The organism is Pelovirga sp., assembly GCF_059864205.1.
The window spans coordinates 63,689-85,581 of the sequence record NZ_JCBCBS010000074.1 but is presented as its reverse complement, the minus strand read 5'-3'; the positions used below and the strand labels follow the sequence as shown (position 1 = coordinate 85,581).

The window sequence follows — 21,893 nt, the reverse complement described above, 5'->3', positions numbered from 1 at the left end:
CTATGCCTTAACCAATTTAATTAACACCAACGCGTAAACAGGGCGTTATGACACCGATTGAACTACAGACAACCAGCCATCTGCTCGATCAGCAAGTGCTGGCTGAATTTATCCGTCATGCCGGGGAGATTGAGCATCCGCGTGAGATGATCATTGACGTGCTGCGCGCTATTCAGTTGCATCATGGCTGGGTGCCGGATGAAGGGGTGGAGCTGACGGCATCGATCCTTGGCCTGACCCCGGTTGAGGTTGAAGAGATTGCCACCTTTTATGACAAGATTTTTCGCCGCCCGGTCGGTCGCTTTGTCATTCATCTCTGTGATTCTGTTTGTTGCTGGACCCGGGGAGCCGACGAGATTGCTGCTCATCTGCAAAAAACCTTGAATATTGAATTTGGTCAGACCACGGCAGACGGCCTCTTTACCCTGCTGCCGTCCTGTTGTCTGGGCTGCTGTGGGATCGCCCCGGCAGTGATGATCAAACAACAATTCTACGGGCCCCTGACCCCGGAAAAGGTCGATGAGCTGATTGCGACGCTGCGCCAGGAGGGATCGGCATGAGTCAGACAACGCAGCTTCTATTCAAGAATCGGGTTCCGGGGAAAACTGTTTTCTTTAAGGATTTCTGTGCCAATGGGGGTTATCAGGGGCTGAAAACTGCAATCCAGACCATGTCGCCCCTTGAGATTCGCGATCTGGTCAAAGCTGCAGCCTTACGTGGGCGCGGCGGCGCCGGTTTTCCTACCGGAGTCAAATGGGGATTCTTCCCGGCCGACAAGCCGGGCATCAAGTACCTGGTGTGCAACTGCGACGAAATGGAGCCGGGCACCTATAAGGATGGCGTCCTGCTGGGAGCGGATCCGCATCAGTTGGTCGAGGGGATGATCCTCTCAGCCTTTGCCCTGCAGACTCAGGTCGGTTATATCTTCATTCGTTACGCTTATGAAAAACAGGCGGAAAACCTGCGTCGCGCCATCGCTGAAGCAACGCAGGCCGGCTACCTGGGTAAGAATATCCTCGGCAGCGGTTTTGACTTTGAGCTGCATGTCCACGGCAGTGCCGGCCGCTATATCCTCGGCGAAGAGACAGCGTTGCTCAATGGCCTTGAAGGGATTCGTCCCAACCCGCGGTCAAAACCGCCTTTTCCTGCGGTGCGCGGACTCTTTGGCCAGCCGACAACGGTCAATAATGTCGAAACCATCGCCAATATTCCTCACATTGTTACCGGCGGTGCCCAGTGGTTCAAGGATCTGGCTTTGACACCCGATGGTTCGGGAACCAAACTGTTCGGACTGTCGGGACATCTTAACCGCACCGAGTGTTTTGAGTTGCCGGTCGGGATCAGCCTGCGTGAAGTGGTTGAAACCTATGGTCAGGGGATGTGGAAAAACAAGCAATTCAAGGCCTGTCTGCCCGGTGGCGCTTCGACCCCTTATCTGACCCGCGAACACCTGGATGTTGCCCTTGATTTTGCCTCGCTGGAAAAGGTCGGCAGCCGCTTTGGTACTGCCGGGGTGACGGCCTTTGATGACGATACCTGCATGGTCGCCGTAACCCTTAATCTGATCCGCTTTTTTGCCCGCGAGAGTTGCGGCTGGTGTACTCCCTGTCGTGACGGACTGACCATGGTACGCTGGCTGCTGGAGATGCTTGAATCCGGCCAAGGAACGCCTGAGCATCTGGAAATGCTCAAGGATCAGCTGAAAAATATCTCCGGCAAAAGCTTCTGCGCGCTGGCAGAAGGGGCGATGGGGCCGGTTGCCGGTCTGCTGACCCATTTTGAGCAGGAAATTGTTGATCACATCAAGGGCGGACGTTGTCCGTTCTGCAAATAGAAATTGACCTTGACTATGCCGACACTGACCATCGACAACCAGACAATTAGTGTTCCCGAAGGGAAGACCATCCTTGAGGCTGCTGAGGCCCTCGGCATCATGGTCCCCCATTTCTGTTATCACAAGGAGCTGGGAGCCGTCGGGGCGTGCCGCATGTGTGCCGTGACGGTTCATACCGGCCCCATGCCCGGTGTGAAAATGGCCTGCCTGATTGCGGTCGAGGAGGGGATGGTGGTGACCACCGGCGATGAAGCGTCGGTAGCCTTCCGTGAGCGGGTCGGCGAATGGCTGATGCTCAATCACCCCCATGATTGTCCGGTCTGCGATGAGGGCGGGGAATGCCAGTTGCAGGAGATGACCATCTCCAGTGGCCACGGCATCCGTCGTTATCAGGGGGAAAAGGGCACCTATACCAATCAGGATCTTGGCCCCTTTATCGCCCAGGAAATGAACCGCTGTATCCAGTGCTATCGCTGTGCGCGGACCTATAAGGACTACTGTGGCGGCCGCGATTTCGGCGTCATGGGTTCGCGGAACCGGGTGTTTTTCGGACGCTTCAAGGAGGGGATGCTGGAAAGCGATTTTTCCGGCAATCTGGTTGATCTGTGCCCCACCGGGGTTTTTACCGATCGCACCTTCCGCTTCAAATCACGGGCCTGGGATCTGGAACAGGCTGATTCGGTTTGTCCCCAGTGTGGCGTTGGCTGTGCAACTATTCCCGGTGGGCGCCTGCGTGAGCTGCAGCGGGTGCGCAGCGGTGATAATCCGCTGGTCAATGCCACCTTTATCTGTGACCGGGGGCGTTTCGGCAGTGGCTACGCCAATCATCCCGAGCGTCCGCGCCAGGCGCGCCAGGAAGACCAGACCGTCAGCATTACTGCTGCCCTGACTGCTCTTGAGACCCAGATCCGTGCTACGGTAAAACAGCATGGCCCGGAAGCGGTGCTGCTGGTCGGCTCCGATCGGGCTTCGCTGGAAACCAACTGGCTGTTGCAACGCACCGCCAAATATTTCGGCTGTCGTGTTCCGGTGCTCAATGCCCATCGTCATCGTCATCAGACCGCGCAGATGGCAGCTTTTGACTTGTCTGAGCGGCTCGCCTCATTGCAGGATATTCGCTCCAGTGATCTGGTCCTGGTCTGCGGGGTTGATCCTCTGGCCGAAGCGCCGCTGCTGGCGCTGGCCCTGCGGCAGGCCGTGCGTAAAGGGGGACGGGTGGTGGTGTATGACCCGCGCCCGGTGGAACTGCCTTGCGACGCTGATCGGGTGGCTGTTTCGCCGCTGGCCTTGCAGGAGTTACTGGCTGATGGAGGGGTCGAGGGGCGTCACCTGTGCGATTTGCTCTCGCAGGCAAAGAACCCGATGATTGTTGCCGGTGCCGATCTGCTGGGGCTTGCCGGGTTACAGAACATTCGGACATGGGCTGAAAAGACCTCGAATGAAGAACGTCCATGCCTGGTTTATCCGGTGCTTGCCGGTCCCAACAGTTTCGGTACAGCATTACTGAGTTTGCCGGAGCAGGATGACCTGTTGACCCGTCTTGCTAGTGGTAAGGTCAAGATGCTGGTCTGCGTGGATGCTGATCCGCTATTGGAGGCTCCCGAGGGTGAGCGCTTTGCCGCCGCCCTGACCCGCCTTGAACAGTTGGTGGTGCTCGATTATCTGCCAACCTCGTTAAGTCGGCATGCCAATCTGTTTATCCCCACCTGCCCGCCGGTTGAGGACAGTGGAACCTTTATTAATAACGAAGGGCGTCTGCGTCGTTTCCAGCGGGTACTTAAACCAGGCTTAAGTCTGGCCCGGACCGCGGCCGGGGAACATCCGCCGCGCGAATTTTCCCTGGACACCCCGGGCAGCGATCCGCAACCGGCGGCCCTGCTGTTGCAGCGCCTGATCGGCCAGGAGCAGACCTTGACTGAGCTGCATCGGCAACTGGTGCTCGAACAGCCGCGTCTGGCTTCATTGGTCAAGCTCAAAGCAGGTGAAGCAGGTCCACGAGTAGTTCCTGCTGTAGCACGTCCGCAATCCCTGGATCCGCTACCTGAACAACCGGCCCAGACCCTCGAGCTGGTGGTGTCTCCGGCGCGCTATGGCGGCGATCTGTTCAGCCGTTATGCCCCAAAGCTGGAACCCCGCAAGCGGCAACCATATTTCTATCTGCATCCTGATGAGCTTCAGGCCCACGGGTTAAAAGACGGAGATGCTGCTGTTGTTGAGACCGATTTTGGCAGTTTTACCTTGCCGGTACGCAGTCAACCCGACATGGCTTTGGGCTGTGTTCTGGTGGAAAACAGCGAGGCTTTCCCTCAGTTAATCCCGGGGGCAGGGCTTGGTTATTGTGTGATCAGCGCGGGAGGTACCAATGAGTGAAATGCTGGTAACCCTGGCCCTGATCCTGGGGAAACTTTTGTTTATCTTTGGTGTTGTTCTGTTTATGGCAGCCTATCTGGTGCTGGCGGAACGCAAGATCTTAGGACGTATGCAGCTGCGTTACGGTCCGAACCGGGTCGGTCCTTTTGGCCTGATGCAGCCCCTGGCTGATGTCATCAAGCTGTTGACCAAAGAAGATTTCGTGCCGGCACGGGCCGACAAGTGGCTGTTTCTGATTGCGCCGGGGATTACTGCGGTAACCGCCCTGCTGGTTTTTGCCGTGATTCCTTTTGGTCCAACCCTGGAGATCTTTGGCCGGCAGGTTCCCCTGGTGGTGGTTGATCTGAATATCGGCGTACTCTATTTCCTCGGTGTGTCATCCATGGCGGTCTACGGTGTGGTGCTTGGGGGGTGGGCCTCTAACTCCAAATATTCGTTGCTCGGTGGCGTTCGCGGCTTGTCGCAGATGGTCAGCTACGAGCTCTCGTTAGGTCTCTCGCTGGTACCGGTCATCATGATGGCGCGGTCATTTTCGTTGACTGATATCGTTATGGCCCAGCAGTCAATCCCCTTTATGTTGCTCAATCCGGTGGCCTTCGGGGTCTTTTTTATCTGTGTCCTGGCCGAGAGCAATCGTATTCCTTTCGACCTGCCGGAAGCGGAAAACGAGCTGGTTGGCGGCTTTCACACCGAATATTCCGGGATGCGTTTCGGTCTGTTTTTCGTCGGTGAATACATCAATATGGTGGTTTTAGGTTCGCTGGTGACGGTGTTTTTTCTCGGTGGCTGGCACGGCCCCTGGCTGCCGCCGCTGCTCTGGTTTTTGTTCAAGGTGCTGGCGGTGTGCGCCATGTTCATCTGGATACGCGCCAGTATGCCGCGCCTGCGTTACGATCAATTGATGAATCTGGGCTGGAAAATTCTTCTACCCCTGTCGCTGGTCAATATTCTGGTGACCGGCGCTGTCTTGTTGGGATTGGGTTAACAGCATGCATGTTATCAGAGGCATTCGCGGAACCTTTCAGCCCTTCTGGGTGACATTGCGCAATATGTTCCGTAAGCCGGTGACGATCCAATATCCGGAAGAGAAACAGCAACTCCCTGAACGCTATCGGGCGCGGCTGATCTTGACCCGAGACCCGGACGGGGCCGAACGCTGCGTTGCCTGTCACCTGTGCAGCGCTGCCTGTCCGGTCGATTGTATCTCCATGCAGGCTGCTGAAGCCGAGGACGGGCGCCGCTATGGCGCCTGGTTCCGCATCAATTTCACCCGCTGTATTTTCTGTGGACTCTGTACTGAGGCTTGCCCGACCCTGGCGATCCAGGTGACGGCAGATTTTGAACTGGCCGGTCGCGATCCCCTCAAGCTGGTGTATGAAAAAGAGGATCTGCTGGTCGATCATTGTGGTAACAACAACAGCTACAACTTCTACCGCCAGAGCGGCATCGGCGTTGCTGCGCCACGCGGCACAAACCCCGGTGAAACACCCCCGGCGGACGTCAAGGATCTGATGCCATGATTGCGACGGTCATGTTTTATCTGCTCGGTGCCGTGGCGCTGGGAGCAACCGGGCTGGCTATCATCCAGCGCAACCCGGTCTATGCGGTGATCTATCTGGTCAAGAGTATCTTTGCCCTGGCGCTGATTTTTTATCTGTTGGGCGCTCCGCTGGTCGCAGCGTTGCAGGTCATTGTTTATGCCGGCGCGATTATGGTGCTGTTTCTGTTTGTCATTATGATGCTCGAGATCACCCCGACCAGTGCTACCCAGTGTACTGCTCCGGGGTGGGCTCAGTGGTCTCCGGTGCTGCTTCTGGCTCTGACTCTGGTAACCCTGACCCTGCTATTGATCGGGCTCGATCCGCTGGCGTCTGAAGGTGTGCCGCGCTGGCATGCCAGTCCCCGCGATTTCGGCTATGCCCTGTTCAAAGAGTATGCCCTGGCGGTCAAGATTATTTCGTTCCAGCTCTCCTTTGCAGCGGTTGGGGCTTTCCATGTCGGCATGACCGAGCGCAGACGCGCGCAGTTGGAGGATGAATCATGATTGTGCCGCTGGAACATCTGCTGATTCTTGCAACCCTGCTCTTTGCTATGGGGCTGGGGTGCGTGCTGGTACGGCGTAATCTGATTATGATTCTGATCGGAGTCGAGATCATGATTAATGCTGTCGGTCTGGTGCTGATTGGAGCTTCGGCCTTCTGGCAGCAGGTTGACGGCCAGATCATGGTGCTGATCCTGATGGCTATTACTGCTGCCGAGGTGGCCATTGGTCTGGCGCTGGTGGTTTATCTCCATCAGCAGAAAAAGAGTATTGATGTCGGCATTTTTGATGAGATGAGGGGCTGATGGATATTCTTCTGACCCTGATACTGTTGCTCCCCCTGGCTGGTGGCGTGATCAATGCCTGCTTTGGCAAGCGTCTTCCGCGGCCGGTGCCGGTGTTTATTGCCTGCGGATCGGTGATCGGCAGTTTTCTTGCCGCTCTCGGCAGTTTTACCCTGGCCACGGGCGACGGCTACCGTCTGGTACTGTTTGCCTGGCTGAAAAGTGGTAATTTCCAGGCCGATGTCGGCCTGCTGTTCGATCCGCTGGCGGCGATCATGACGCTGATGGTTACCGGTGTTGCCAGCCTGATTCACCTCTATGCGGCCGGTTACATGGAGGATGATTCCGATCAGGTGCGCTTTTTTGCCCTGCTTAACCTGTTTGTTTTTGCCATGCTCACTATAGTCCTGGCCGATAATCTGCTGTTGCTGTTCCTTGGCTGGGAAGGGGTTGGTTTCTGCTCCTACGGCCTGATCGGTTTCTGGTATCGCAAAACCGAAAATGCCGATGCCGGGCGCAAGGCCTTTATTGTCACGCGGATTGGTGATCTGTTTTTTGCGGTAGCGCTGTTGTGGCTGTTTACCCTGTTTGGAACCATCAGCATTGAAGGGATCAATGCCCAGGTGGCGGGGCTGGATATGACGACCGTTACCCTGCTCAGTTTGCTGCTCCTGGTTGGCGCCTGCGGCAAGAGTGCGCAGCTGCCGCTGATGAGCTGGCTGCCGGATGCCATGGCCGGACCGACTCCGGTGTCGGCGCTGATTCATGCCGCCACCATGGTCACCGCCGGGGTTTATCTGCTGTGTCGCATGTTCCCCCTGGTGTCACTGTCGCCTACCGCGATGGCCGCCATTGCCCTGGTCGGTATCGCTACGGCCCTGTATGCCGCGACCTGCGCCCTGGCGCAAAACGAAATCAAACGGGTGCTGGCCTACTCCACCATGAGTCAGGTCGGCTACATGTTTCTGGCGGTTGGACTGGGCAGTGTTTCAGCGGCCATGTTTCATTTGATCACCCACGCATTTTTCAAGGCGCTACTCTTTATGGCGGCCGGCTGTGTTATCAATCTGGCCGGTCACGAAAATGACATCCGCCGCATGGGCGGTATGCGCCAGCGCTCCCCCCTGGTATTCTGGCTGTTTATCGCCGGGCTCTTGTGTCTGGCCGGTGCCCCCCTGACCAGCGGTTTCTTTTCCAAAGATCTGATTCTGGCAACCGCCTTTGCCCAGGGTGACATCTTCCATCAGGGAATTTACGCCTTAGGGGTGATGACCGCGTTACTGACGTCCTTCTATTGTTTCCGGCTGGCCTATCTGGTATTTGGCGGCGATTATCGTGGCGATGAGTTGCCCGATGAGCCCAATGGCTTGATGTTGTGGCCGTTGTTGCCGCTGGCATTGTTGGGGCTCGGCGCCGGGCTGTTGAATCTTCCCCATCTGTTTGCCGGCGGTTCCTGGCTCAGCGGTTGGCTGGAGCGCGAGCAGGATGTGCTGCACCTGGCCATTGCCACTGAATATCTGCTGATCGGCACGGCGGTGGCGGTTTTTGTCCTGGGCTGGTTGCTGGCCGCTTTACGCTACCGCAGATATGTTCAACGTCCAGCGTCGATAACCGGCAAGTTTTTACTCAATGGCTGGCGCGCGGATGACCTGTTCGATCTGCTGTTGGTGCGACCGTTCAAGAAGATCGGACGGTTCTGTTCTCAGGGAGTTGAAATCGGGCTGATTGATGGAGTGCTCAGCGGTACCGTCCGTCAATGTAACGGTCTGGGAATACGTTTGCGTGGACTGGGTGCCGGCAAGGTTAGTCTGTATCTGCAGGGTCTGGTGTGGGGCTTTGTGGTGATTGTCGGCTGGTTTTTATTGCGCGCCCTGATCTAGAAATGTTTCATCAAGGAATTTATCTGATGTTGATGATGCCGGAAAGTAAAGGATAACTGCAATCATGGCGATTGACTTTCCCTTGTTAAGCTTCTTGCTGTTTACGCCGTTGGCGGGTGCCCTCGTGTGTCTGTTCATCGGGGTGGGAAACAGTGTGGCTCCGCGTTGGGTGGCCCTGCTCACCGCAGGTGGCGTGTTTGTCGTCAGCCTGCTGCTGTGTCTGTTGCAGCCGCCGACAGCAGGCTGGTTGCTCTATGAGGATTATCGCTGGATTGAGCAGTTCGGCATCCGCTATACCCTGGGGCTCGACGGTATTTCAGCGGTGCTTATTCTGTTGACAGCTTTTCTGCAGGTCCTGGCGGTGCTGGTCTCCTGGCGTCAGGAACGTGCCCCCGGCGTGTATTTCGCGTTGCTGCTGGTATTGGAGATGGCGGCATTTGGTGTTCTGCTGGCGCTGGATCTGATTCTCTTCTACCTGTTCTGGGAGTTGATGCTGATTCCCATGTTCTTCCTCATTGGTGTCTGGGGTTATCAACGCCGTTTTCAGGCTGCGGTCAAATTCTTTCTCTATACCCTGGTTGGCAGTTTGTGTCTGCTGCTGGCAGTGATCGGCCTGTATCTGCTGCATGGCGATCAGACCGGGACCTACACCTTTGCCCTGGAAGCATTAAAGCAGACCGAGCTGAGTACAACCCAGGAACTGGTGTTCTTCCTCTGCTTCATGGCGGCTTTTGCAGTCAAAGTCCCCCTGTTTCCATTCCACAGCTGGTTGCCCGATGCCCATGCTGACGGTCCGGCCGCCGGTTCGGTTGATCTGGCCGGGCTGCTGCTTAAAACCGGGGTCTACGGCATGATCCGCTTTGCTTTTCCCCTGTTTCCGGTTGCTGCGCAAAAAACCCTGCCGTTGCTGGCTGGGCTGGCGTTAGTGGGGCTCTTTTATGCTGCCTGGGTGGCTTATCAGCTGGTCGATATCAAACGGATCGTTGCCTTTTCATCGATCTCGCATATGGGCTTTGTGATTCTTGGTTTGGCGGCCTGGAATCAAACTGCATGGGAGGGAAGTTTATTGCTGATGGTAAATCATGCTATTACCACCGCCGGTCTGTTTGCCGTTGTCGCCATGATTGAACAACGTACCGGTACCCGCAGCCTCGATCAGTTGGGCGGGCTGTGGAAAAGCCATCCGAATATGTCGGCTTTTTTTCTGCTGTTCTGTATGGCGTCCCTGGGGCTGCCGGGGCTGGCAAACTTTGCCGGTGAAATTTTGATTTTGATCGGTGTTTTTACCGTCAAGCCCCTGTGGGCAGTGATAGCGGTTGGCGGCATCCTGTTTTCTGCAACCTACACCTTGCGCCTTGTTCAGGGAACCCTGTGGGGGGGAAATTGCGAACCCCACGACAAGCAGGATCTGCACTCACGGGAATGGCTGGTGTTAGTTCCCCTGGCGGTACTGGTAGTAGCCCTGGGATGTTACCCGCAACCGGTGCTCGACCTGTTGCGAGAGCCTCTTAGTGCTCTGTTGCTGGTGGGAGGGATGCCATGACCCTGGAGTCGTTACAATCTCTACTGCCCCAGATTCTGCTGGCTTTGGGTTCAACCGCCATTCTCCTTGGCGGGGCCTGGGTGCGCAACCGGCGCCTGTGGTTGCTGGTCGGCGCCCTGGTGGCTATCGTGGCCGCCCTGGTAGCAGCCTTTGTCGAACCACCACAGATCGATATCCTCGGTATGTACTCGGCATCGGCCTATGCGCGCTTTTGTACCGTGCTCTGGTCGTTGACCGTCGCCGCGACCCTGGTGATAAGTTGTCGCTACGTCGACATCTTCCGTTTTGGGGGGGGAGAGTATGCGTCCCTCATGTTGTTTGCCGCAGCGGGGATGAGTCTGCTGTCGGCGGCAACCTCCTTTGTCGGACTTTTCCTCGGCTTGGAAGTTCTGACCCTGGCTCTGTACATCTTGATTGCCTTCCGTCATGGTGATACCCGCGGTGCCGAAGCGGGGATGAAATATCTGGTTTTTGGCGCAGTGGCAACGGCGTTTCTGGCCTTTGCTATTGCTTTGATCTATACCGCGACCGGTACCTTTAATCTGCAGGCGGCGGCCGTCGGTTTGCAGGCTGGAGATGGTTTGCGCCCACTGGGGCTGGCCGGCTGGGCGCTGCTGCTGGTTGCGGTCGGTTTTAAAATTTCCCTGGTGCCTTTTCATCTGTGGACGCCCGACGTGTATCAGGGTGCTCCGGCCCCGGTCAGCGGCCTGCTCGCGACCGCCGCCAAAGGCGCTGTATTAGCTGCATTCCTGCCCCTGCTGGTGATGAGTGGCGAGGGGGTGGCCGATATCAGGGCTGTGCTCTGGCTGCTGGCGATTGTTACCATGCTGGTCGGCACCTTTGCCGCCCTGCCGCAAACCAACATCAAGCGCATGCTCGCTTATTCGTCGGTTGTCCACATGGGTTACCTGCTGATTGCCCTGATTGTCGCCGGGGGGGATGGCAGCCGTGCCCTGTTGTTCTACCTGGTGGTTTATTCCCTGGCGACCTTTGGCGCCTTCGGAATTATTACCACCTTTGCTGACGAGAACGGCGAGATCCAGGATTATGGTGATCTGCGCGGCCTGTCAGCGCTCCACCCACGGCGTTGCGCCTTGTTGTCGGTGTTTTTGTTGTCCCTGGCCGGGATTCCGCCGTTAGCCGGGTTCTTTGCCAAGTTCGGACTCTTTCAGGCGGCATTTCGCGGAGGATATGCTGAACTTGCGGTGATCGGGGTGATCGCATCCATCATTTCGGTCTATTACTATTTGCGTCCATTGATCGCCCTTTATACCCCGGAGCCGGCCGTTGTTTGTCGCGATTTTGCGGCCTCAACGGAAACCTTGTTGTTGGTTGGTTGCGCGGTAACTATCTTGATTCTTGGTGTTTTTCCTTCTCCTTTATTGACGCTGGTGGCGCAGATTCTTCCATGACAACGGGGCCAAGTGTTTAGCAACGAGGATACCTCCTATGTCTATTGATATGAAAATTGCCCAGTTTCTCCAATCCAGGGTTTTTGCTGTCGCCGGAGTCTCAACCCGGCCGGAAAAGTTTGGTAATAAAGTCTTTAAATGTTATCAGAAAAAAGGCTATCGGGTGATTCCGATTCATCCGGTGGAAAAAGAGATAGAGGGCGTGGCCTGTGTTGCCAGTGTTACTGAGCTGCCCGATGAGGTTGTCAGCCTCTCCGTGGTAACCCCCCCTGCGGTTACCGAAAAGCTGGTGGTCAGCGCCGCAGCAAAAGGAATCAGGAATATCTGGATGCAGCCAGGGGCAGAAAGTCCATCTGCGGTGGCTTTTTGTGAGCAGCAGGGGATTAACGTCATTGCTGATGGCACCTGTGTGCTGGTCCGTTTTGACTGCCACCACTAATTTGATGGTGTAAAACGATCTTTTTCAGCCTCCTCTGCAGCAGGCTGTGCTGGATAACATCAACATCTTTGTCAGGGGCGGCACTGTGCGCCCCTTTTCTGCTTGGAAATAACGTCACAACGTCTCTTTTAAGCCTGATGGGTATGCCGGATGTTCAGTGATTTTGAATCCATCGTAAAAAACATGGGTGATCTGCCCCCTTCTCCGGTTGTGGCAACAAAGTTGCTGGAATTGATGCGTGACCCCAATTTACGCATCAAGGACCTGGCCAACGCTGTCTCCCTTGATCCGGTTATCTCGGCCCGACTGCTTAAAATCGCCAATTCTGTGATGTTTCAACAGGTCACACAAGTCTGTTCCGTTGATCGCGCCTTAATTGTGGTGGGCGAAGATGTCCTGAAAAACCTGGCTCTTGAATACAGTTTGCGCAGTACCCAGAGGACTTACGGACTGTTAGAGCGGAAATTATGGGAAAATTCCATCGGTTGCGCGGTCGCCTGCCGGATGATTGCTGACAAGCTGACCGATCTTGACAAAAGCGAGGCCTATCTGGCCGGGTTGCAGCGTCATATCGGCAAGGTGGTAATGATTAACCGTGACAAGGAACTCTATCGCCAAGTGATAGAGATTGTCGAGCGTGGCGAAGGTGACTTACGGGATGTTGAGCGCGGCCTGTTTGCTTATTCTCACGAACTGGTTGGTGCGGCGCTGCTCGATCACTGGAATTATCCCAAGCGGATCGTTGAGGTGACCCTGTATCATCATGATCTGGAAAAATTGCGTCAGCGTGATGCCGTAACATTTACCTTATGTGCAGTGCTTTCCCTGGCAAGCGATTTTTGTCGCTATTTCGGCATCGGTTATGTGGAAAAACAGGATTTCGATTTAACCCTGTGCCATGGTTCTTTGGCCCTTGAGGCGAACCCGATTGTGCTTGAAGATCTGAAAGAGCTGTTTTATCCGGAGTTTGTTAAAGAGCGGAACCTTTTTCTAACGTAACCGTGAGCCTTCTGTACGGTTGTCAGCAACAGGGGATTTCATCAATGTGTAAAAAGATATTTATTGCTGCTACCGGTCAGAATTGCGGTAAAACCACGACCAGCCTGTCGCTGTTGCATTTGGCCGGAAAAAAATATCCGCGCATCGGTTTTATCAAACCTTTTGGTCCCAAGCGCACGACCTATCATGGGCGTCAGGTTGATATTGATGCTGCTCTGATAGCCCAGGTTTATGCCATGGATGATCGTCTTGATTTGATGTCGCCGGTTGTCCTTGATGCGCATACCACGCGTAATTTTCTCGATGGTGAGGCCGACAGCGCGCCGTTGTTGGAGAAGATTACCCAGGTGGTACGACAACTGGAGCAGGAGTGTGATTTTCTTATCATCGAAGGTGCCGGGCATTCCGGCGTCGGGTCGGTCATGGGGCTGAATAACGCGCAGTTGGCCCGTCATCTGGAGGCTCCGGTGCTGATAGTGGCGGGGGCCGGGATTGGTCATGTGATTGATGATCTGCATCTGAACCTGGCGTTGTTTCGTGAAACCGGTGCTGATGTCCGGATGATTCTGTCGAACAAATTGTTGAAAGACAAACGTGATACAACCCTTCATTATCTGCGCAAAGCGTTTGCAAAAACCGATATCCAAGTGGTTGGTGGTTTCAACTATTCACCGGTACTTGCCAATCCTACCTTAAAATATCTTTCGGAACTTTTGCAGGTTGAGCTCAAAGCTGAATCGCATCAGGTTCGTCGTATTGTTCATCATGTGCTGATTGGGGCCGCTTCAACCCAGCGCGTGGTCGATCTTCTCTATGATTCGAGTCTGGTTATTGTCAACAGCAGTCGTGACGAAGTGCTGGTAATGTTGGCGACCCTCTATCATCTGGTACGGTTCCGTAGCAAACTGGCGGGGATCGTCATTGCCGGTATTGTCCCGGTGGCGGATATCGTTCAGCAGGTTATCGATGACTCAAGAATTCCTTACATGCGTTGCCAGTCAACGGTTGCCGAGGTTTATACGATCATTCATGCCGATGTAGCCAAGATCGGTATTGATGATCATGAAAAGATAGAACTGATCCACCGCCTGGCCGAAACGGAACTTGATTTTGACCTGATTGACAACATCTTTTAGTCCTGCCGGCACAGGTTTGTGCGTCGGTTCTGAGCCAAAGGAAATTATTATTATGGGATTTTTCAGTAAATTGTTCGGCGGTAAAACCAGTGTTGAATCTTTGCAGCGTGCGCTCGAGCAGAAGCGTTTTGCCGACGCTCTGTACCTGGCAGAAGAACTGAACAGCGAATCCCTTGGTGAAGAAAATGTGGCACTGGTAGCCAACTTGCGGGCAGAGGCCGGTGATGGCTTGGCCCGCCTGAACCTGATCGAAGCCAAGGCCAAGCAGGACAATGGCGAAGCCCGGGAGGCTAATACCTATTTTGACATGGCCTTGCAGTACGCCCACAGTGAGCAATTAATAGAAGAGATAGGGCAGGCGCGTCAGGTGGCCGTTGACTTGGTGACCTCAGTGAAGGCCGTGACAGCACCGGGATGCGGCACCTGTGTGCCTGGCGGCGGCGCACAGCGCGGGATTAATCCCTCTGCAGGGATTGATGATGCCATTCGTTTTGATTTGATTCTGACATCCTATCCGGAAGGTCAACGAGAGCGTTATCAATACCGGGGACCCGATTTTGTCGGGGCTTTTTTGCTGGCTCATGAGGGCAATGATGTTCAAGCTGATGAGCTGTTCAAAAAAGTAAAAGAAACAGAACGGGATGATCTCTACTGGTTTGAGGTTGGAGCAGTGCAGGCGCGCATGGGCCATCTGGCGCAGGCCAAAGAATCCCTGGAGCAGTCGTTGCAACAAAATCCCGATCTGTTGCTGGCGGTTGAGGCTCTGGTTGAGGTATTGCTGAGTCTGGGGCAGGTCGAGGATGCCCGGATGTTGATTGAAGACAAACTCCGTGGGGACCATGATAACCTGTCTCCCTTCCACGCCCTGTTGGTGACCATCCATAGCCATCGTCAGGATTGGCCGGCAGCGGTCGTTCATGTCCGCCACTGTCTGCAAAGGAATTACAATGACCCTTCTTTTGTCGCTCTGGCGGCGGCAGTGATGGAAAAGGTCGGGGATCTTGCCGCGGCGGAAGACTTGCTCAAACGATTGCCGGCTGGCGGTGGCTGTAAGGGTAGCACCACCAGCCTGCAGTTGGCTGAATTCTATCTGCGCCATCAACGTGAACTGGAAAAAGCCTTCTCAAGCTTCAATGCTGCCGTTAAGCAGGACCCTGAAAATCCACGTTGGCGCTTGCGTCTGGCTCAGACCTGTTTCGCCCGCCAGTGGTGCAAAGATGGTATGCAGTTGTTGCAGCAGTTGGATGGTGATCCCTCCGTGCCGGCGCAGATAAAAAAGGAAGTGGGCTATTTAATCGAGAGATACCAAGGATAGAGCTGATGTTAGAATTACTGCGACAACGACGTAGTGTGCGGGTGTTTAAACCGCACCAGGTAGAAGCTGAAAAGATGAAGCTCCTTGCTGAGGCCTTGTTACGTGCCCCGACCTCAAGAAATCTGCAGCCCTGCACCTTTGTGATGATTCAAGAGCGCCAGATTCTTGATCAATTAGCGAATGCCAAACCTCATGGAACGACTTTCTTTTCTTCTGCGCCACTGGCTGTCGTGATTGCCGCAGATCCAGCTATCTCAGATGTCTGGATTGAGGACACTGCTGTTGCCGCTACTGTCATGCAGCTTGTTGCCGAGGGCCTCGGGTTAAAGAGCTGTTGGGCCCAGCTGCGTTCCCGTCAGCATAACGATTTAATCAGCGCTTCCGAATATGTCCGAAGTCTGGCTGCATTACCGGAGGGAATGGAGGTGCCGATGGTGATCGCTGTTGGCTATGCCGACGAGAAAAAAACAGGACATCCAGCCAGTTCGTTGCGTACTGAAAAGATCCACCAGGAGCGTTTTACTATCTAGGTTTTCTGCTGTTTTTCCGTCATTTTTTGCCTTTCGGGGGTTGATTTTCGATTAAGGAAATGACAACCTAGAGGGCAACACAGGTGGAAAAGTACTTTTTTTATTTGTGAATTAAAAAAACAGGAGATGATATGACAGCAGCAGCAACAGGGAGTAAAATCAAGGTTCACTACACCGGTACTTTTGACGATGGCGAAGTTTTTGACAGTTCACGTCAGTCAGAACAACCCTTTGAATTTGAGGTTGGTGCTGGTCAAGTGATCCCTGGGTTTGATAACGCCGTAGTCGGAATGAAAGCTGGAGAAACTAAGCAGGTCCGCCTGACCGAGGACGAAGCCTATGGGCCCTACAATCAGGAAATGGTCTTTGATGCCGATCCCAATCAGTTTGAGGATGGTTTGTCTCCCGAAGCAGGACAACAGTTTCAGACCCAGATGCAGGATGGAACCCCTTTATTGTTAACCGTTAAGGCCGTCAGTGAGGACAAGATCACCCTCGACGCCAATCATCCCATGGCGGGTAAGGCCCTTAATTTTGATCTGGAAGTTATCGAAGTAGGCTAATTCGTTCCGCCAGATATAACCATTTATGCGGCCCGATATATATTTATATCGGGCCTTTTTAACGTCTGTCCGGCTGCTTCAGCTGGTGATGGCCAGCCACCAGGCAATCATTATAAGTACTAAAGCCAGGGTGCCGCTCAACAGGTTATTACGGTTGGAAGTTTTGTTGTTTCCGGGCAACAGGGTAAAAACCACTGCCAGGATCGCTCCGCTGATAAACCCGAACAGATGGGCACCAATATCGGTATTCTCGTCACCGACACCGAACATGGCAAGTAATCCCAAGGCCGCCGCAAGTGGCAATGGCCAGCGGTGCCACAAGCTGGAGCGGTAGCGCAGCAGGTTGTAGAGTGCCAGTAAGCCGAGAGCGCCAAAAACTGCGGTTGAGGCACCGATTGATCGATGACTGGGCGATTGCAGCAGGGCATTGAGAATGTTACCCAGGGTGCCGGCAATTAAGACAAGGAAAAAGGCCACGCCGGAACCGAGGATGCGGCACAGCCGCAGAACCAGAAAGCCGCCAAAAGTGAGGTTGCTGAGTAGATGCAGGGGGCCTGAATGTAACGTCAGGGCGGTGATGGTACGCCACCATTGTCCGTCCCGGATATGGCTGACGTCGGCGTTGCCTAGTGTGAGCCAGTCGATATGTTGTGACCCAAATAACTGTAATTGGTGGTAGCTGAGATGGTGAAATACAAGCAAGGTGATGATGACCCAGAAAGTAGCTGCATAGTTGTCTTTTAAGGGAGTGGAGACGGGGCGCGGCGGTGGCCAATTGCGGTTTTCCTGCTCATAGCTGTTTAACTCTGTCAGTGCTTCTTGGAAATAATCGACGGGAACCAGTAATTGGACATCTTCCCCTTTTTTTTCGCTGCGCCAGGGGATGCGCCGTGCTTGTAATACCAGCGACCAATTTTTGAGCTGACGTTTGTTCAACGGGCGGACAGTCAGCCCATCCTTAAGCTGCGCAGGAATAACAACCCAATCGGGGCGATCAATGTCGTGTGCCGATTTCAAGTCCATGTCCTATCATGACAGAAACGGATTGTTAAGTGGCGGTCTTTTTGCTGGTATGTTCCTCCATCGCCTGGAGACTTGCGCGTGTTTGCCGCATGTGATGAAAAACAATGAATGTCAGTGAATTGGCTGTCAAATTAGATCTATGGCAGCAGATTGTTGCCGGAGTGGAATCTTGTTGTGCCGTTGCTGCGGTGAAGCACCTGTTGGATAGGCTCGCGCTTATTCCGGTAGAGTCGAGCAGGGCCAGCAGAAGGCTTGGCAGTTACGTTTTTCGCGGCAGTGAGCCGGTGTGTATCCGGTTGCAGTTCGCCCAGGAGCCGGAGAATCTGCGCCAGACGTTCCTGCACGAGGTCGCCCATGCCTGTGATCATCTGCATCAGCGAGGAGGGGGACGACGCCGGCTCGGACATGGCACCAGTTGGCGTCAGTGGGCCCTTGCCCTGGGGATCGCCAGTACCGCAACCGGTAGCAGTGCCGCTCTGGCCGCCTTGCATCAGCGGCGGCAGAAGTTGGTGGCAATCTGCATGCTCTGTGGCGCAGAAATCTATCGGGTGCGACGCCTGAACTGTAACAATCGTTACCTTCATCCCCCCTGTGGTGGTGTCCTCAAGCCGTTGTGAAGAAGACTTGTCCTTGAGGGCTGGAGTTAGCCGTTGGTCAAAAAATCAAGAACCTGTTGCGGATGTTCGGCGGCTTTAGTCACCTTGGGCCAATGTTTGATGACGATTCCCTGCTCATCGATGAGTACCGTCGAGCGGATGCAGCCAATACCGGATTTGCCGTACATCTTTTTTTCTCCCCAGGCCTGATATTCTTCCATCATGCTTATGTCCGGATCAGACAAGAGGGTAAAGGGGAGCTTGAACTGATTGATGAATTTGTCGTGAGAAGCAAGACTGTCCTTGCTGATGCCGAGCAGCTTGACATTCATCTGCAAGAGTTGTTCATGCATCGCAGCAAAAGCACAGGATTCTTTGGTGCACCCCGGGGTGTTGTCTCTGGGATAAAAGTAGATGATGAGTTTGCTGCCGGTGTAATCTGTGAGCCGGTGCTGTCCGCCGTCACTCCCTGCCAGGCAGAAATCAGGCGCAGCCTGTCCTTCCTTGATCGCCATGGTGATTATCCTTTCTCCTGCTCGTCTGTTTGGGTCAGCAGCCGGTTGAGTTTTTCCAGTTTGTTATTGATGGCTGCTTCAACCTGGTCGTTGCCGAACATCCAGCGCAATTGACCCAACATCAGGCTGGCATCAGCTAGCTCATCAATAACCGCTTGCCGGGAAATCTTGCCCCGTTTGAAATGTTTAAGGGCGGCAATCAGCTCGGCGCATTCTTCAATTGCCTGGTCATATTGGGCATCAACCCCCCAACGGGCAATGGTGGCCTGATAGATTTTTTCCATTGATCGAGCCTTGTCGGAAGACTGGTATCAAGCTATTAATTGGTTATTGAGCCACGTCAGATGGGTGCAGTTGTTGCGTTTTCTTCATGCAGGAGCAGGGTTGTCAGATAAAACCTTGCGGCTTGGATCAGATCGTGTCGGGACGCTCCTTATTTAAAAACATGGCCAGTTTTTCTTCTACCAGGGTCAGGTGTTCCATCATTTTCGCACGAGCCTGCTCCGGGTCGTGAGCTTCAATCGCTTCGAGGATTTCTCGGTGGTGATTGAGGAGTAACTCGACATATCCCTGTTTGCTGTAAAATTCACCCAAAGCGACCATGATTGTCGCTTGAAACAGGGTCTGAATGGTATTCAGTACATGAACCTGGATGGTGTTGTGGGTTGCCGCGGTGATGGTCAAGTGGAACTGAAAGTCAATTTCCGGATCCCATCCTCCGCTTTCGGCCTGTTCTTCCATCACCGTATAGATTTCGCGCAAACGGTCCAGTTCCGGTTTTTCAGCGCGTTTTGCTGCCAGGTAAGCTGACCAGGTTTCCAATCCCATGCGGACTTCAGTCAGGGCGTGGAGCATGCGTGGGTCACGGCGTTCGACCATACTGGTCAACGGATCAGTCAGGGTGACGTCGGTGAGGGAGCGGACATAGGTGCCTCCGCCCTGGCGCGACTCGAGAAAGCCCATCGCTTCGAGAACCATGATGGCTTCTCGCACTGACGGGCGACTGACTCCCAAAAAGGTTGCCAGCTCACGCTCGGACGGGATGCGCTGGCCTGGACCAAGATCCCCCCGCGAGATCAGTTCCTTGACCTGGTCGACAATTTCTTCAGACAATTTTTTGGGACGAATCGGTTTGAATACGGTGGTCATGGCTGTCTCCAGTTTGCTTGGTAAGACCTTTTAGCACAGCCACTAAGTAAACACAAGATGCGAGTTAGCCAGCGGTCAGTTGACGTCAGCCGTTGTTTACTGCCGACACTTCTGGCTGCGCTTATAACGCGTAAACCATTCTTGAAATTCCTTTTCTTCGTGTTCCATTTCAAAGGCATTAACTAATCCCCGGGCCAGAGATACGGCTACGGCACGGTTGCGTAGATTGAAGGAATCACCGTGCTTTTCGCTGTGAAACTGTTCCTGATCGAGGCCCAGCTTGTTGTAAAGTGAGTTGAGGCGACTTTGGATGCCACGGCGTGACAGGTAGCGGCGCTGCGCCATCAGGTTGTCAGTCAATCCCAGGGAAATGTCGAGCAGGGCCTCGTATTCAATATCGGACAAGGCTGTCAGGCTGTGACCAGCTCGCCCCTGAACTTTGCGGACTTCAGGAGCGATCCAGCACTGTTCATCGATCAGCACCGTGCGGATGGCTGAACTGATCTGTTCTTTGCTGGCTGATTTGAGGATATAGCCGTAAACGGTTTCCGGCGGAACGATTTTTACCAGGGAACGTACGTACATTTCATCTTTGAACTGGCTCCAGAAAACGATCCGTGCCTGGGGCTGTTTGCTCCACAGTTGCCGGGCAAACTCAACGCCATTCATTTCCGGCATCTGGATATCGCTGATGATCAAGGGGCAGTCGCGTTCGCTGCCAATTTCCAGGGCAATCATTCCTGTTGGGGCACGGGTAACATTCACCTGTTCCGGCCATTGGGAAAAAAGCTGTTCGAGAAACTCCAGATCTTTGGGGTTGTCTTCTGCAATAAGGATTTCCAGAGGGGTGGACATGGTTGACTCCGTCAGCTTGAAATAGCGGTAAGCAGGGTCAGTTCAAAACGGGTACCGGTTGAGAAGCGTGATGGTTTCCATTGGACCTGAGCTCCAATGGCCCGCGCCCGCTCACGGATGTTATTGAGTCCGCGCCCTTGCTCCCTGATCAGATTGCTCTTAAAACCACAGCCGTTGTCCTCAACGGAAAATACCAGGGTTGCCTCACGCACTTCCAGATTCACTTCGTAGCGGCTGGCCGCAGCATGTTTGTGAACGTTCTGGATCGCTTCAATAGCAATACGATAAATGGCCAGCTGTTTGATGCGATCAAGTTTTAAATCAACTACCCGTGGGTCGATATAGAGGTGGCAGGCCGGGCCGCCATCGGGTTGCCCGAGCTGGTCGATATGGGCTTCGATAGCAGCGCCCAGCCCAAGGATGTCGAGGGTTTGTGGGTGTAGATTGTTCATGATGTCGCGCAGGTTGGTGATCGCCTTATTAAGATCGTGCTCGAGGCCGATGATGCGGTCGTTGATATTGTCCTGATCCTGGCAGCCGGCCAGAGACTGCAGGCCGCGCAGAATGCCCGACAGATCCGATAGTGACTGGTCGTGGAGATCCATGGCGATACGGCGGCGTTCTTCTTCCGCCCCTTCAAGGAGTTTTTCTGTGCCGACAACCTGGATCAGCCGGGTAGCCATGCGATTAATCGAACGCGCGAGGACATCCATTTCATCGTGAATGCGCTCGGGTGCCGGGGGCAGATCGAGGCTGCCGTCGGCAATGCGTGCGGCACTGGTGGAGATGGTCTGGATACGGCTTAAGATTCGCCGGCTGAAATAGATGGAAATGGGCAACACCAGCAGGACAGCGACAATCAGTCCGACAATGGAAACCAGAACCGTGCGTTCAACCAGTTGGTTGATGTCTTGTTCATGAGCCTGACGCAAATGGTTGCGATGGTTCTGGGTCAGGTTGGAAAGACCGGAAAGTTCAGCACGCAGTTGGGCAAAGAGGGGTGCCGTGTCCTCCGGTTCGAGGCCGGCGGCGGGATTGAGGCTGCGCGCCAGATCGGCGAGATAGGCAATCTGCTCGGAGCCTTTTACCGTGCCAAAAGGCTCAATCCGGTCGATGGCAGAGAGTAGCCGTTCATAAAGATCAACGATCAAGGCCAGATCTTCAGGTGCCGCCATGCCACTGTGCTGAATCACACGCAATAAGACATGTAAGCGTCGCGCCGCCATGTCGGCTTCGGCCAGGGCGACAAAGGTTGTTTCAACGGCCCTGATGCTACGTCTTTTGCTGTTGAGATCCCAGTAGGTGTAGTGCATGAAACCCAGGAGCAGCAAGAGCAACAGCAGAATCATCCCTGGAGCGAGAAGTATTTGTTGTTTAACTGTTATGCGCATTCGCGGATGCTACCATGT

The 21,893-nt window shown here is 54.4% G+C and carries 23 protein-coding genes; 17 read left to right on the top strand and 6 right to left on the bottom strand.

Features of this window, described 5'->3' with window-relative positions:
* Positions 1-47: 47 nt before the first annotated feature.
* From nuoE to AC6F7T_RS04495, 16 genes are all read left to right on the top strand, one after another.
* Positions 48-560 carry an NADH-quinone oxidoreductase subunit NuoE gene (gene nuoE / locus AC6F7T_RS04570; RefSeq protein ID WP_500716816.1) on the top strand — a complete coding sequence of 171 codons (513 nt, stop codon included), beginning with the start codon at positions 48-50 and terminating at the stop codon, positions 558-560.
* Complete coding sequence (nuoF, locus tag AC6F7T_RS04565) at positions 557-1,834, top strand: NADH-quinone oxidoreductase subunit NuoF (RefSeq protein ID WP_500716815.1); 1,278 nt, start codon at positions 557-559, stop codon at positions 1,832-1,834. The genes nuoE and nuoF overlap by 4 nt, the downstream gene beginning before the upstream one ends.
* A gap of 15 nt (positions 1,835-1,849) precedes the next feature.
* On the top strand, positions 1,850-4,204 hold the full coding sequence (gene nuoG / locus AC6F7T_RS04560) for an NADH-quinone oxidoreductase subunit NuoG (RefSeq protein WP_500716814.1): 2,355 nt from the start codon (positions 1,850-1,852) through the stop codon (positions 4,202-4,204).
* Positions 4,197-5,189: an NADH-quinone oxidoreductase subunit NuoH gene (gene nuoH / locus AC6F7T_RS04555; RefSeq protein WP_500716813.1), complete on the top strand. Its 993-nt coding sequence runs from the start codon at positions 4,197-4,199 to the stop codon at positions 5,187-5,189. Before nuoG ends, nuoH begins: the two co-directional genes overlap by 8 nt.
* A gap of 4 nt (positions 5,190-5,193) precedes the next feature.
* A complete protein-coding gene (gene nuoI / locus AC6F7T_RS04550) occupies positions 5,194-5,724 on the top strand; it encodes an NADH-quinone oxidoreductase subunit NuoI (protein ID WP_500716812.1) in 531 nt (176 codons plus the stop codon).
* A complete protein-coding gene (locus AC6F7T_RS04545) occupies positions 5,721-6,248 on the top strand; it encodes an NADH-quinone oxidoreductase subunit J (RefSeq protein WP_500716811.1) in 528 nt (175 codons plus the stop codon). Before nuoI ends, AC6F7T_RS04545 begins: the two co-directional genes overlap by 4 nt.
* Positions 6,245-6,550, top strand: a complete 306-nt coding sequence (nuoK, locus tag AC6F7T_RS04540; protein ID WP_191155201.1) for an NADH-quinone oxidoreductase subunit NuoK — start codon at positions 6,245-6,247, stop codon at positions 6,548-6,550. Before AC6F7T_RS04545 ends, nuoK begins: the two co-directional genes overlap by 4 nt.
* Complete coding sequence (gene nuoL, locus AC6F7T_RS04535; protein ID WP_500716810.1) at positions 6,550-8,409, top strand: NADH-quinone oxidoreductase subunit L; 1,860 nt, start codon at positions 6,550-6,552, stop codon at positions 8,407-8,409. Before nuoK ends, nuoL begins: the two co-directional genes overlap by 1 nt.
* A gap of 64 nt (positions 8,410-8,473) precedes the next feature.
* On the top strand, positions 8,474-9,952 hold the full coding sequence (locus tag AC6F7T_RS04530) for an NADH-quinone oxidoreductase subunit M (protein WP_500716809.1): 1,479 nt from the start codon (positions 8,474-8,476) through the stop codon (positions 9,950-9,952).
* On the top strand, positions 9,949-11,364 hold the full coding sequence (locus AC6F7T_RS04525) for an NADH-quinone oxidoreductase subunit NuoN (RefSeq protein WP_500716808.1): 1,416 nt from the start codon (positions 9,949-9,951) through the stop codon (positions 11,362-11,364). Before AC6F7T_RS04530 ends, AC6F7T_RS04525 begins: the two co-directional genes overlap by 4 nt.
* A 37-nt stretch (positions 11,365-11,401) precedes the next feature.
* Positions 11,402-11,803, top strand: a complete 402-nt coding sequence (locus tag AC6F7T_RS04520; protein ID WP_500716807.1) for a CoA-binding protein — start codon at positions 11,402-11,404, stop codon at positions 11,801-11,803.
* Positions 11,804-11,953: 150 nt separating this feature from the next.
* Positions 11,954-12,802: an HDOD domain-containing protein gene (locus AC6F7T_RS04515; RefSeq protein WP_500716806.1), complete on the top strand. Its 849-nt coding sequence runs from the start codon at positions 11,954-11,956 to the stop codon at positions 12,800-12,802.
* Positions 12,803-12,846: 44 nt separating this feature from the next.
* Complete coding sequence (locus AC6F7T_RS04510; RefSeq protein ID WP_500716805.1) at positions 12,847-13,938, top strand: AAA family ATPase; 1,092 nt, start codon at positions 12,847-12,849, stop codon at positions 13,936-13,938.
* Positions 13,939-13,990: 52 nt separating this feature from the next.
* Positions 13,991-15,253 (top strand): tetratricopeptide repeat protein, encoded by a 1,263-nt coding sequence (locus tag AC6F7T_RS04505; protein WP_500716804.1) that lies wholly within the window; start codon positions 13,991-13,993, stop codon positions 15,251-15,253.
* A gap of 5 nt (positions 15,254-15,258) precedes the next feature.
* Positions 15,259-15,783, top strand: coding sequence for a nitroreductase family protein (locus AC6F7T_RS04500; protein WP_500716803.1), 525 nt, complete (start codon positions 15,259-15,261; stop codon positions 15,781-15,783).
* Between the two features lie 131 nt (positions 15,784-15,914).
* Positions 15,915-16,346, top strand: coding sequence for an FKBP-type peptidyl-prolyl cis-trans isomerase (locus tag AC6F7T_RS04495; protein WP_500716802.1), 432 nt, complete (start codon positions 15,915-15,917; stop codon positions 16,344-16,346).
* Between the two features lie 78 nt (positions 16,347-16,424).
* On the opposite strand, the gene AC6F7T_RS04490 is transcribed toward AC6F7T_RS04495, so the two are convergent.
* A complete protein-coding gene (locus tag AC6F7T_RS04490) occupies positions 16,425-17,363 on the bottom strand; it encodes a rhomboid family intramembrane serine protease (protein WP_500716801.1) in 939 nt (312 codons plus the stop codon).
* Between the two features lie 125 nt (positions 17,364-17,488).
* On the opposite strand from AC6F7T_RS04490, the gene AC6F7T_RS04485 reads away from it, so the two are divergent.
* Entirely contained in the window at positions 17,489-17,986 is a 498-nt protein-coding gene (locus AC6F7T_RS04485) for a SprT-like domain-containing protein (RefSeq protein WP_500716800.1), read from the top strand.
* 26 nt (positions 17,987-18,012) lie between these two features.
* Here the strand turns inward: AC6F7T_RS04485 and AC6F7T_RS04480 are convergent, their stop codons facing one another.
* The 5 genes from AC6F7T_RS04480 to AC6F7T_RS04460 form a co-directional block, all read right to left on the bottom strand.
* Positions 18,013-18,480: a redoxin domain-containing protein gene (locus AC6F7T_RS04480; RefSeq protein WP_500716799.1), complete on the bottom strand. Its 468-nt coding sequence runs from the start codon at positions 18,478-18,480 to the stop codon at positions 18,013-18,015.
* 5 nt (positions 18,481-18,485) lie between these two features.
* Positions 18,486-18,764 (bottom strand): hypothetical protein, encoded by a 279-nt coding sequence (locus tag AC6F7T_RS04475; RefSeq protein WP_500716798.1) that lies wholly within the window; start codon positions 18,762-18,764, stop codon positions 18,486-18,488.
* A 127-nt stretch (positions 18,765-18,891) separates the two neighbouring features.
* Positions 18,892-19,629 carry an FCD domain-containing protein gene (locus AC6F7T_RS04470; RefSeq protein WP_500716797.1) on the bottom strand — a complete coding sequence of 246 codons (738 nt, stop codon included), beginning with the start codon at positions 19,627-19,629 and terminating at the stop codon, positions 18,892-18,894.
* A gap of 96 nt (positions 19,630-19,725) precedes the next feature.
* Positions 19,726-20,484 (bottom strand): response regulator, encoded by a 759-nt coding sequence (locus AC6F7T_RS04465; RefSeq protein WP_500716796.1) that lies wholly within the window; start codon positions 20,482-20,484, stop codon positions 19,726-19,728.
* Positions 20,485-20,495: 11 nt separating this feature from the next.
* On the bottom strand, positions 20,496-21,875 hold the full coding sequence (locus tag AC6F7T_RS04460) for a HAMP domain-containing protein (RefSeq protein WP_500716795.1): 1,380 nt from the start codon (positions 21,873-21,875) through the stop codon (positions 20,496-20,498).
* Positions 21,876-21,893 lie beyond the last annotated feature (18 nt).

What these genes read in the sequence shown, in the direction of transcription:
- nuoE (WP_500716816.1), top strand. Translation starts at nt 48, where the DNA reads ATGACACCGATTGAACTACAGACAACCAGCCATCTGCTCGATCAGCAA.
- nuoF (WP_500716815.1), top strand. Translation starts at nt 557, where the DNA reads ATGAGTCAGACAACGCAGCTTCTATTCAAGAATCGGGTTCCGGGGAAA.
- nuoG (WP_500716814.1), top strand. Translation starts at nt 1,850, where the DNA reads ATGCCGACACTGACCATCGACAACCAGACAATTAGTGTTCCCGAAGGG.
- nuoH (WP_500716813.1), top strand. Translation starts at nt 4,197, where the DNA reads ATGAGTGAAATGCTGGTAACCCTGGCCCTGATCCTGGGGAAACTTTTG.
- nuoI (WP_500716812.1), top strand. Translation starts at nt 5,194, where the DNA reads ATGCATGTTATCAGAGGCATTCGCGGAACCTTTCAGCCCTTCTGGGTG.
- AC6F7T_RS04545 (WP_500716811.1), top strand. Translation starts at nt 5,721, where the DNA reads ATGATTGCGACGGTCATGTTTTATCTGCTCGGTGCCGTGGCGCTGGGA.
- nuoK (WP_191155201.1), top strand. Translation starts at nt 6,245, where the DNA reads ATGATTGTGCCGCTGGAACATCTGCTGATTCTTGCAACCCTGCTCTTT.
- nuoL (WP_500716810.1), top strand. Translation starts at nt 6,550, where the DNA reads ATGGATATTCTTCTGACCCTGATACTGTTGCTCCCCCTGGCTGGTGGC.
- AC6F7T_RS04530 (WP_500716809.1), top strand. Translation starts at nt 8,474, where the DNA reads ATGGCGATTGACTTTCCCTTGTTAAGCTTCTTGCTGTTTACGCCGTTG.
- AC6F7T_RS04525 (WP_500716808.1), top strand. Translation starts at nt 9,949, where the DNA reads ATGACCCTGGAGTCGTTACAATCTCTACTGCCCCAGATTCTGCTGGCT.
- AC6F7T_RS04520 (WP_500716807.1), top strand. Translation starts at nt 11,402, where the DNA reads ATGTCTATTGATATGAAAATTGCCCAGTTTCTCCAATCCAGGGTTTTT.
- AC6F7T_RS04515 (WP_500716806.1), top strand. Translation starts at nt 11,954, where the DNA reads ATGTTCAGTGATTTTGAATCCATCGTAAAAAACATGGGTGATCTGCCC.
- AC6F7T_RS04510 (WP_500716805.1), top strand. Translation starts at nt 12,847, where the DNA reads ATGTGTAAAAAGATATTTATTGCTGCTACCGGTCAGAATTGCGGTAAA.
- AC6F7T_RS04505 (WP_500716804.1), top strand. Translation starts at nt 13,991, where the DNA reads ATGGGATTTTTCAGTAAATTGTTCGGCGGTAAAACCAGTGTTGAATCT.
- AC6F7T_RS04500 (WP_500716803.1), top strand. Translation starts at nt 15,259, where the DNA reads ATGTTAGAATTACTGCGACAACGACGTAGTGTGCGGGTGTTTAAACCG.
- AC6F7T_RS04495 (WP_500716802.1), top strand. Translation starts at nt 15,915, where the DNA reads ATGACAGCAGCAGCAACAGGGAGTAAAATCAAGGTTCACTACACCGGT.
- AC6F7T_RS04480 (WP_500716799.1), bottom strand. Translation starts at nt 18,480, where the DNA reads ATGGCGATCAAGGAAGGACAGGCTGCGCCTGATTTCTGCCTGGCAGGG.
- AC6F7T_RS04475 (WP_500716798.1), bottom strand. Translation starts at nt 18,764, where the DNA reads ATGGAAAAAATCTATCAGGCCACCATTGCCCGTTGGGGGGTTGATGCC.
- AC6F7T_RS04470 (WP_500716797.1), bottom strand. Translation starts at nt 19,629, where the DNA reads ATGACCACCGTATTCAAACCGATTCGTCCCAAAAAATTGTCTGAAGAA.
- AC6F7T_RS04465 (WP_500716796.1), bottom strand. Translation starts at nt 20,484, where the DNA reads ATGTCCACCCCTCTGGAAATCCTTATTGCAGAAGACAACCCCAAAGAT.
- AC6F7T_RS04460 (WP_500716795.1), bottom strand. Translation starts at nt 21,875, where the DNA reads ATGCGCATAACAGTTAAACAACAAATACTTCTCGCTCCAGGGATGATT.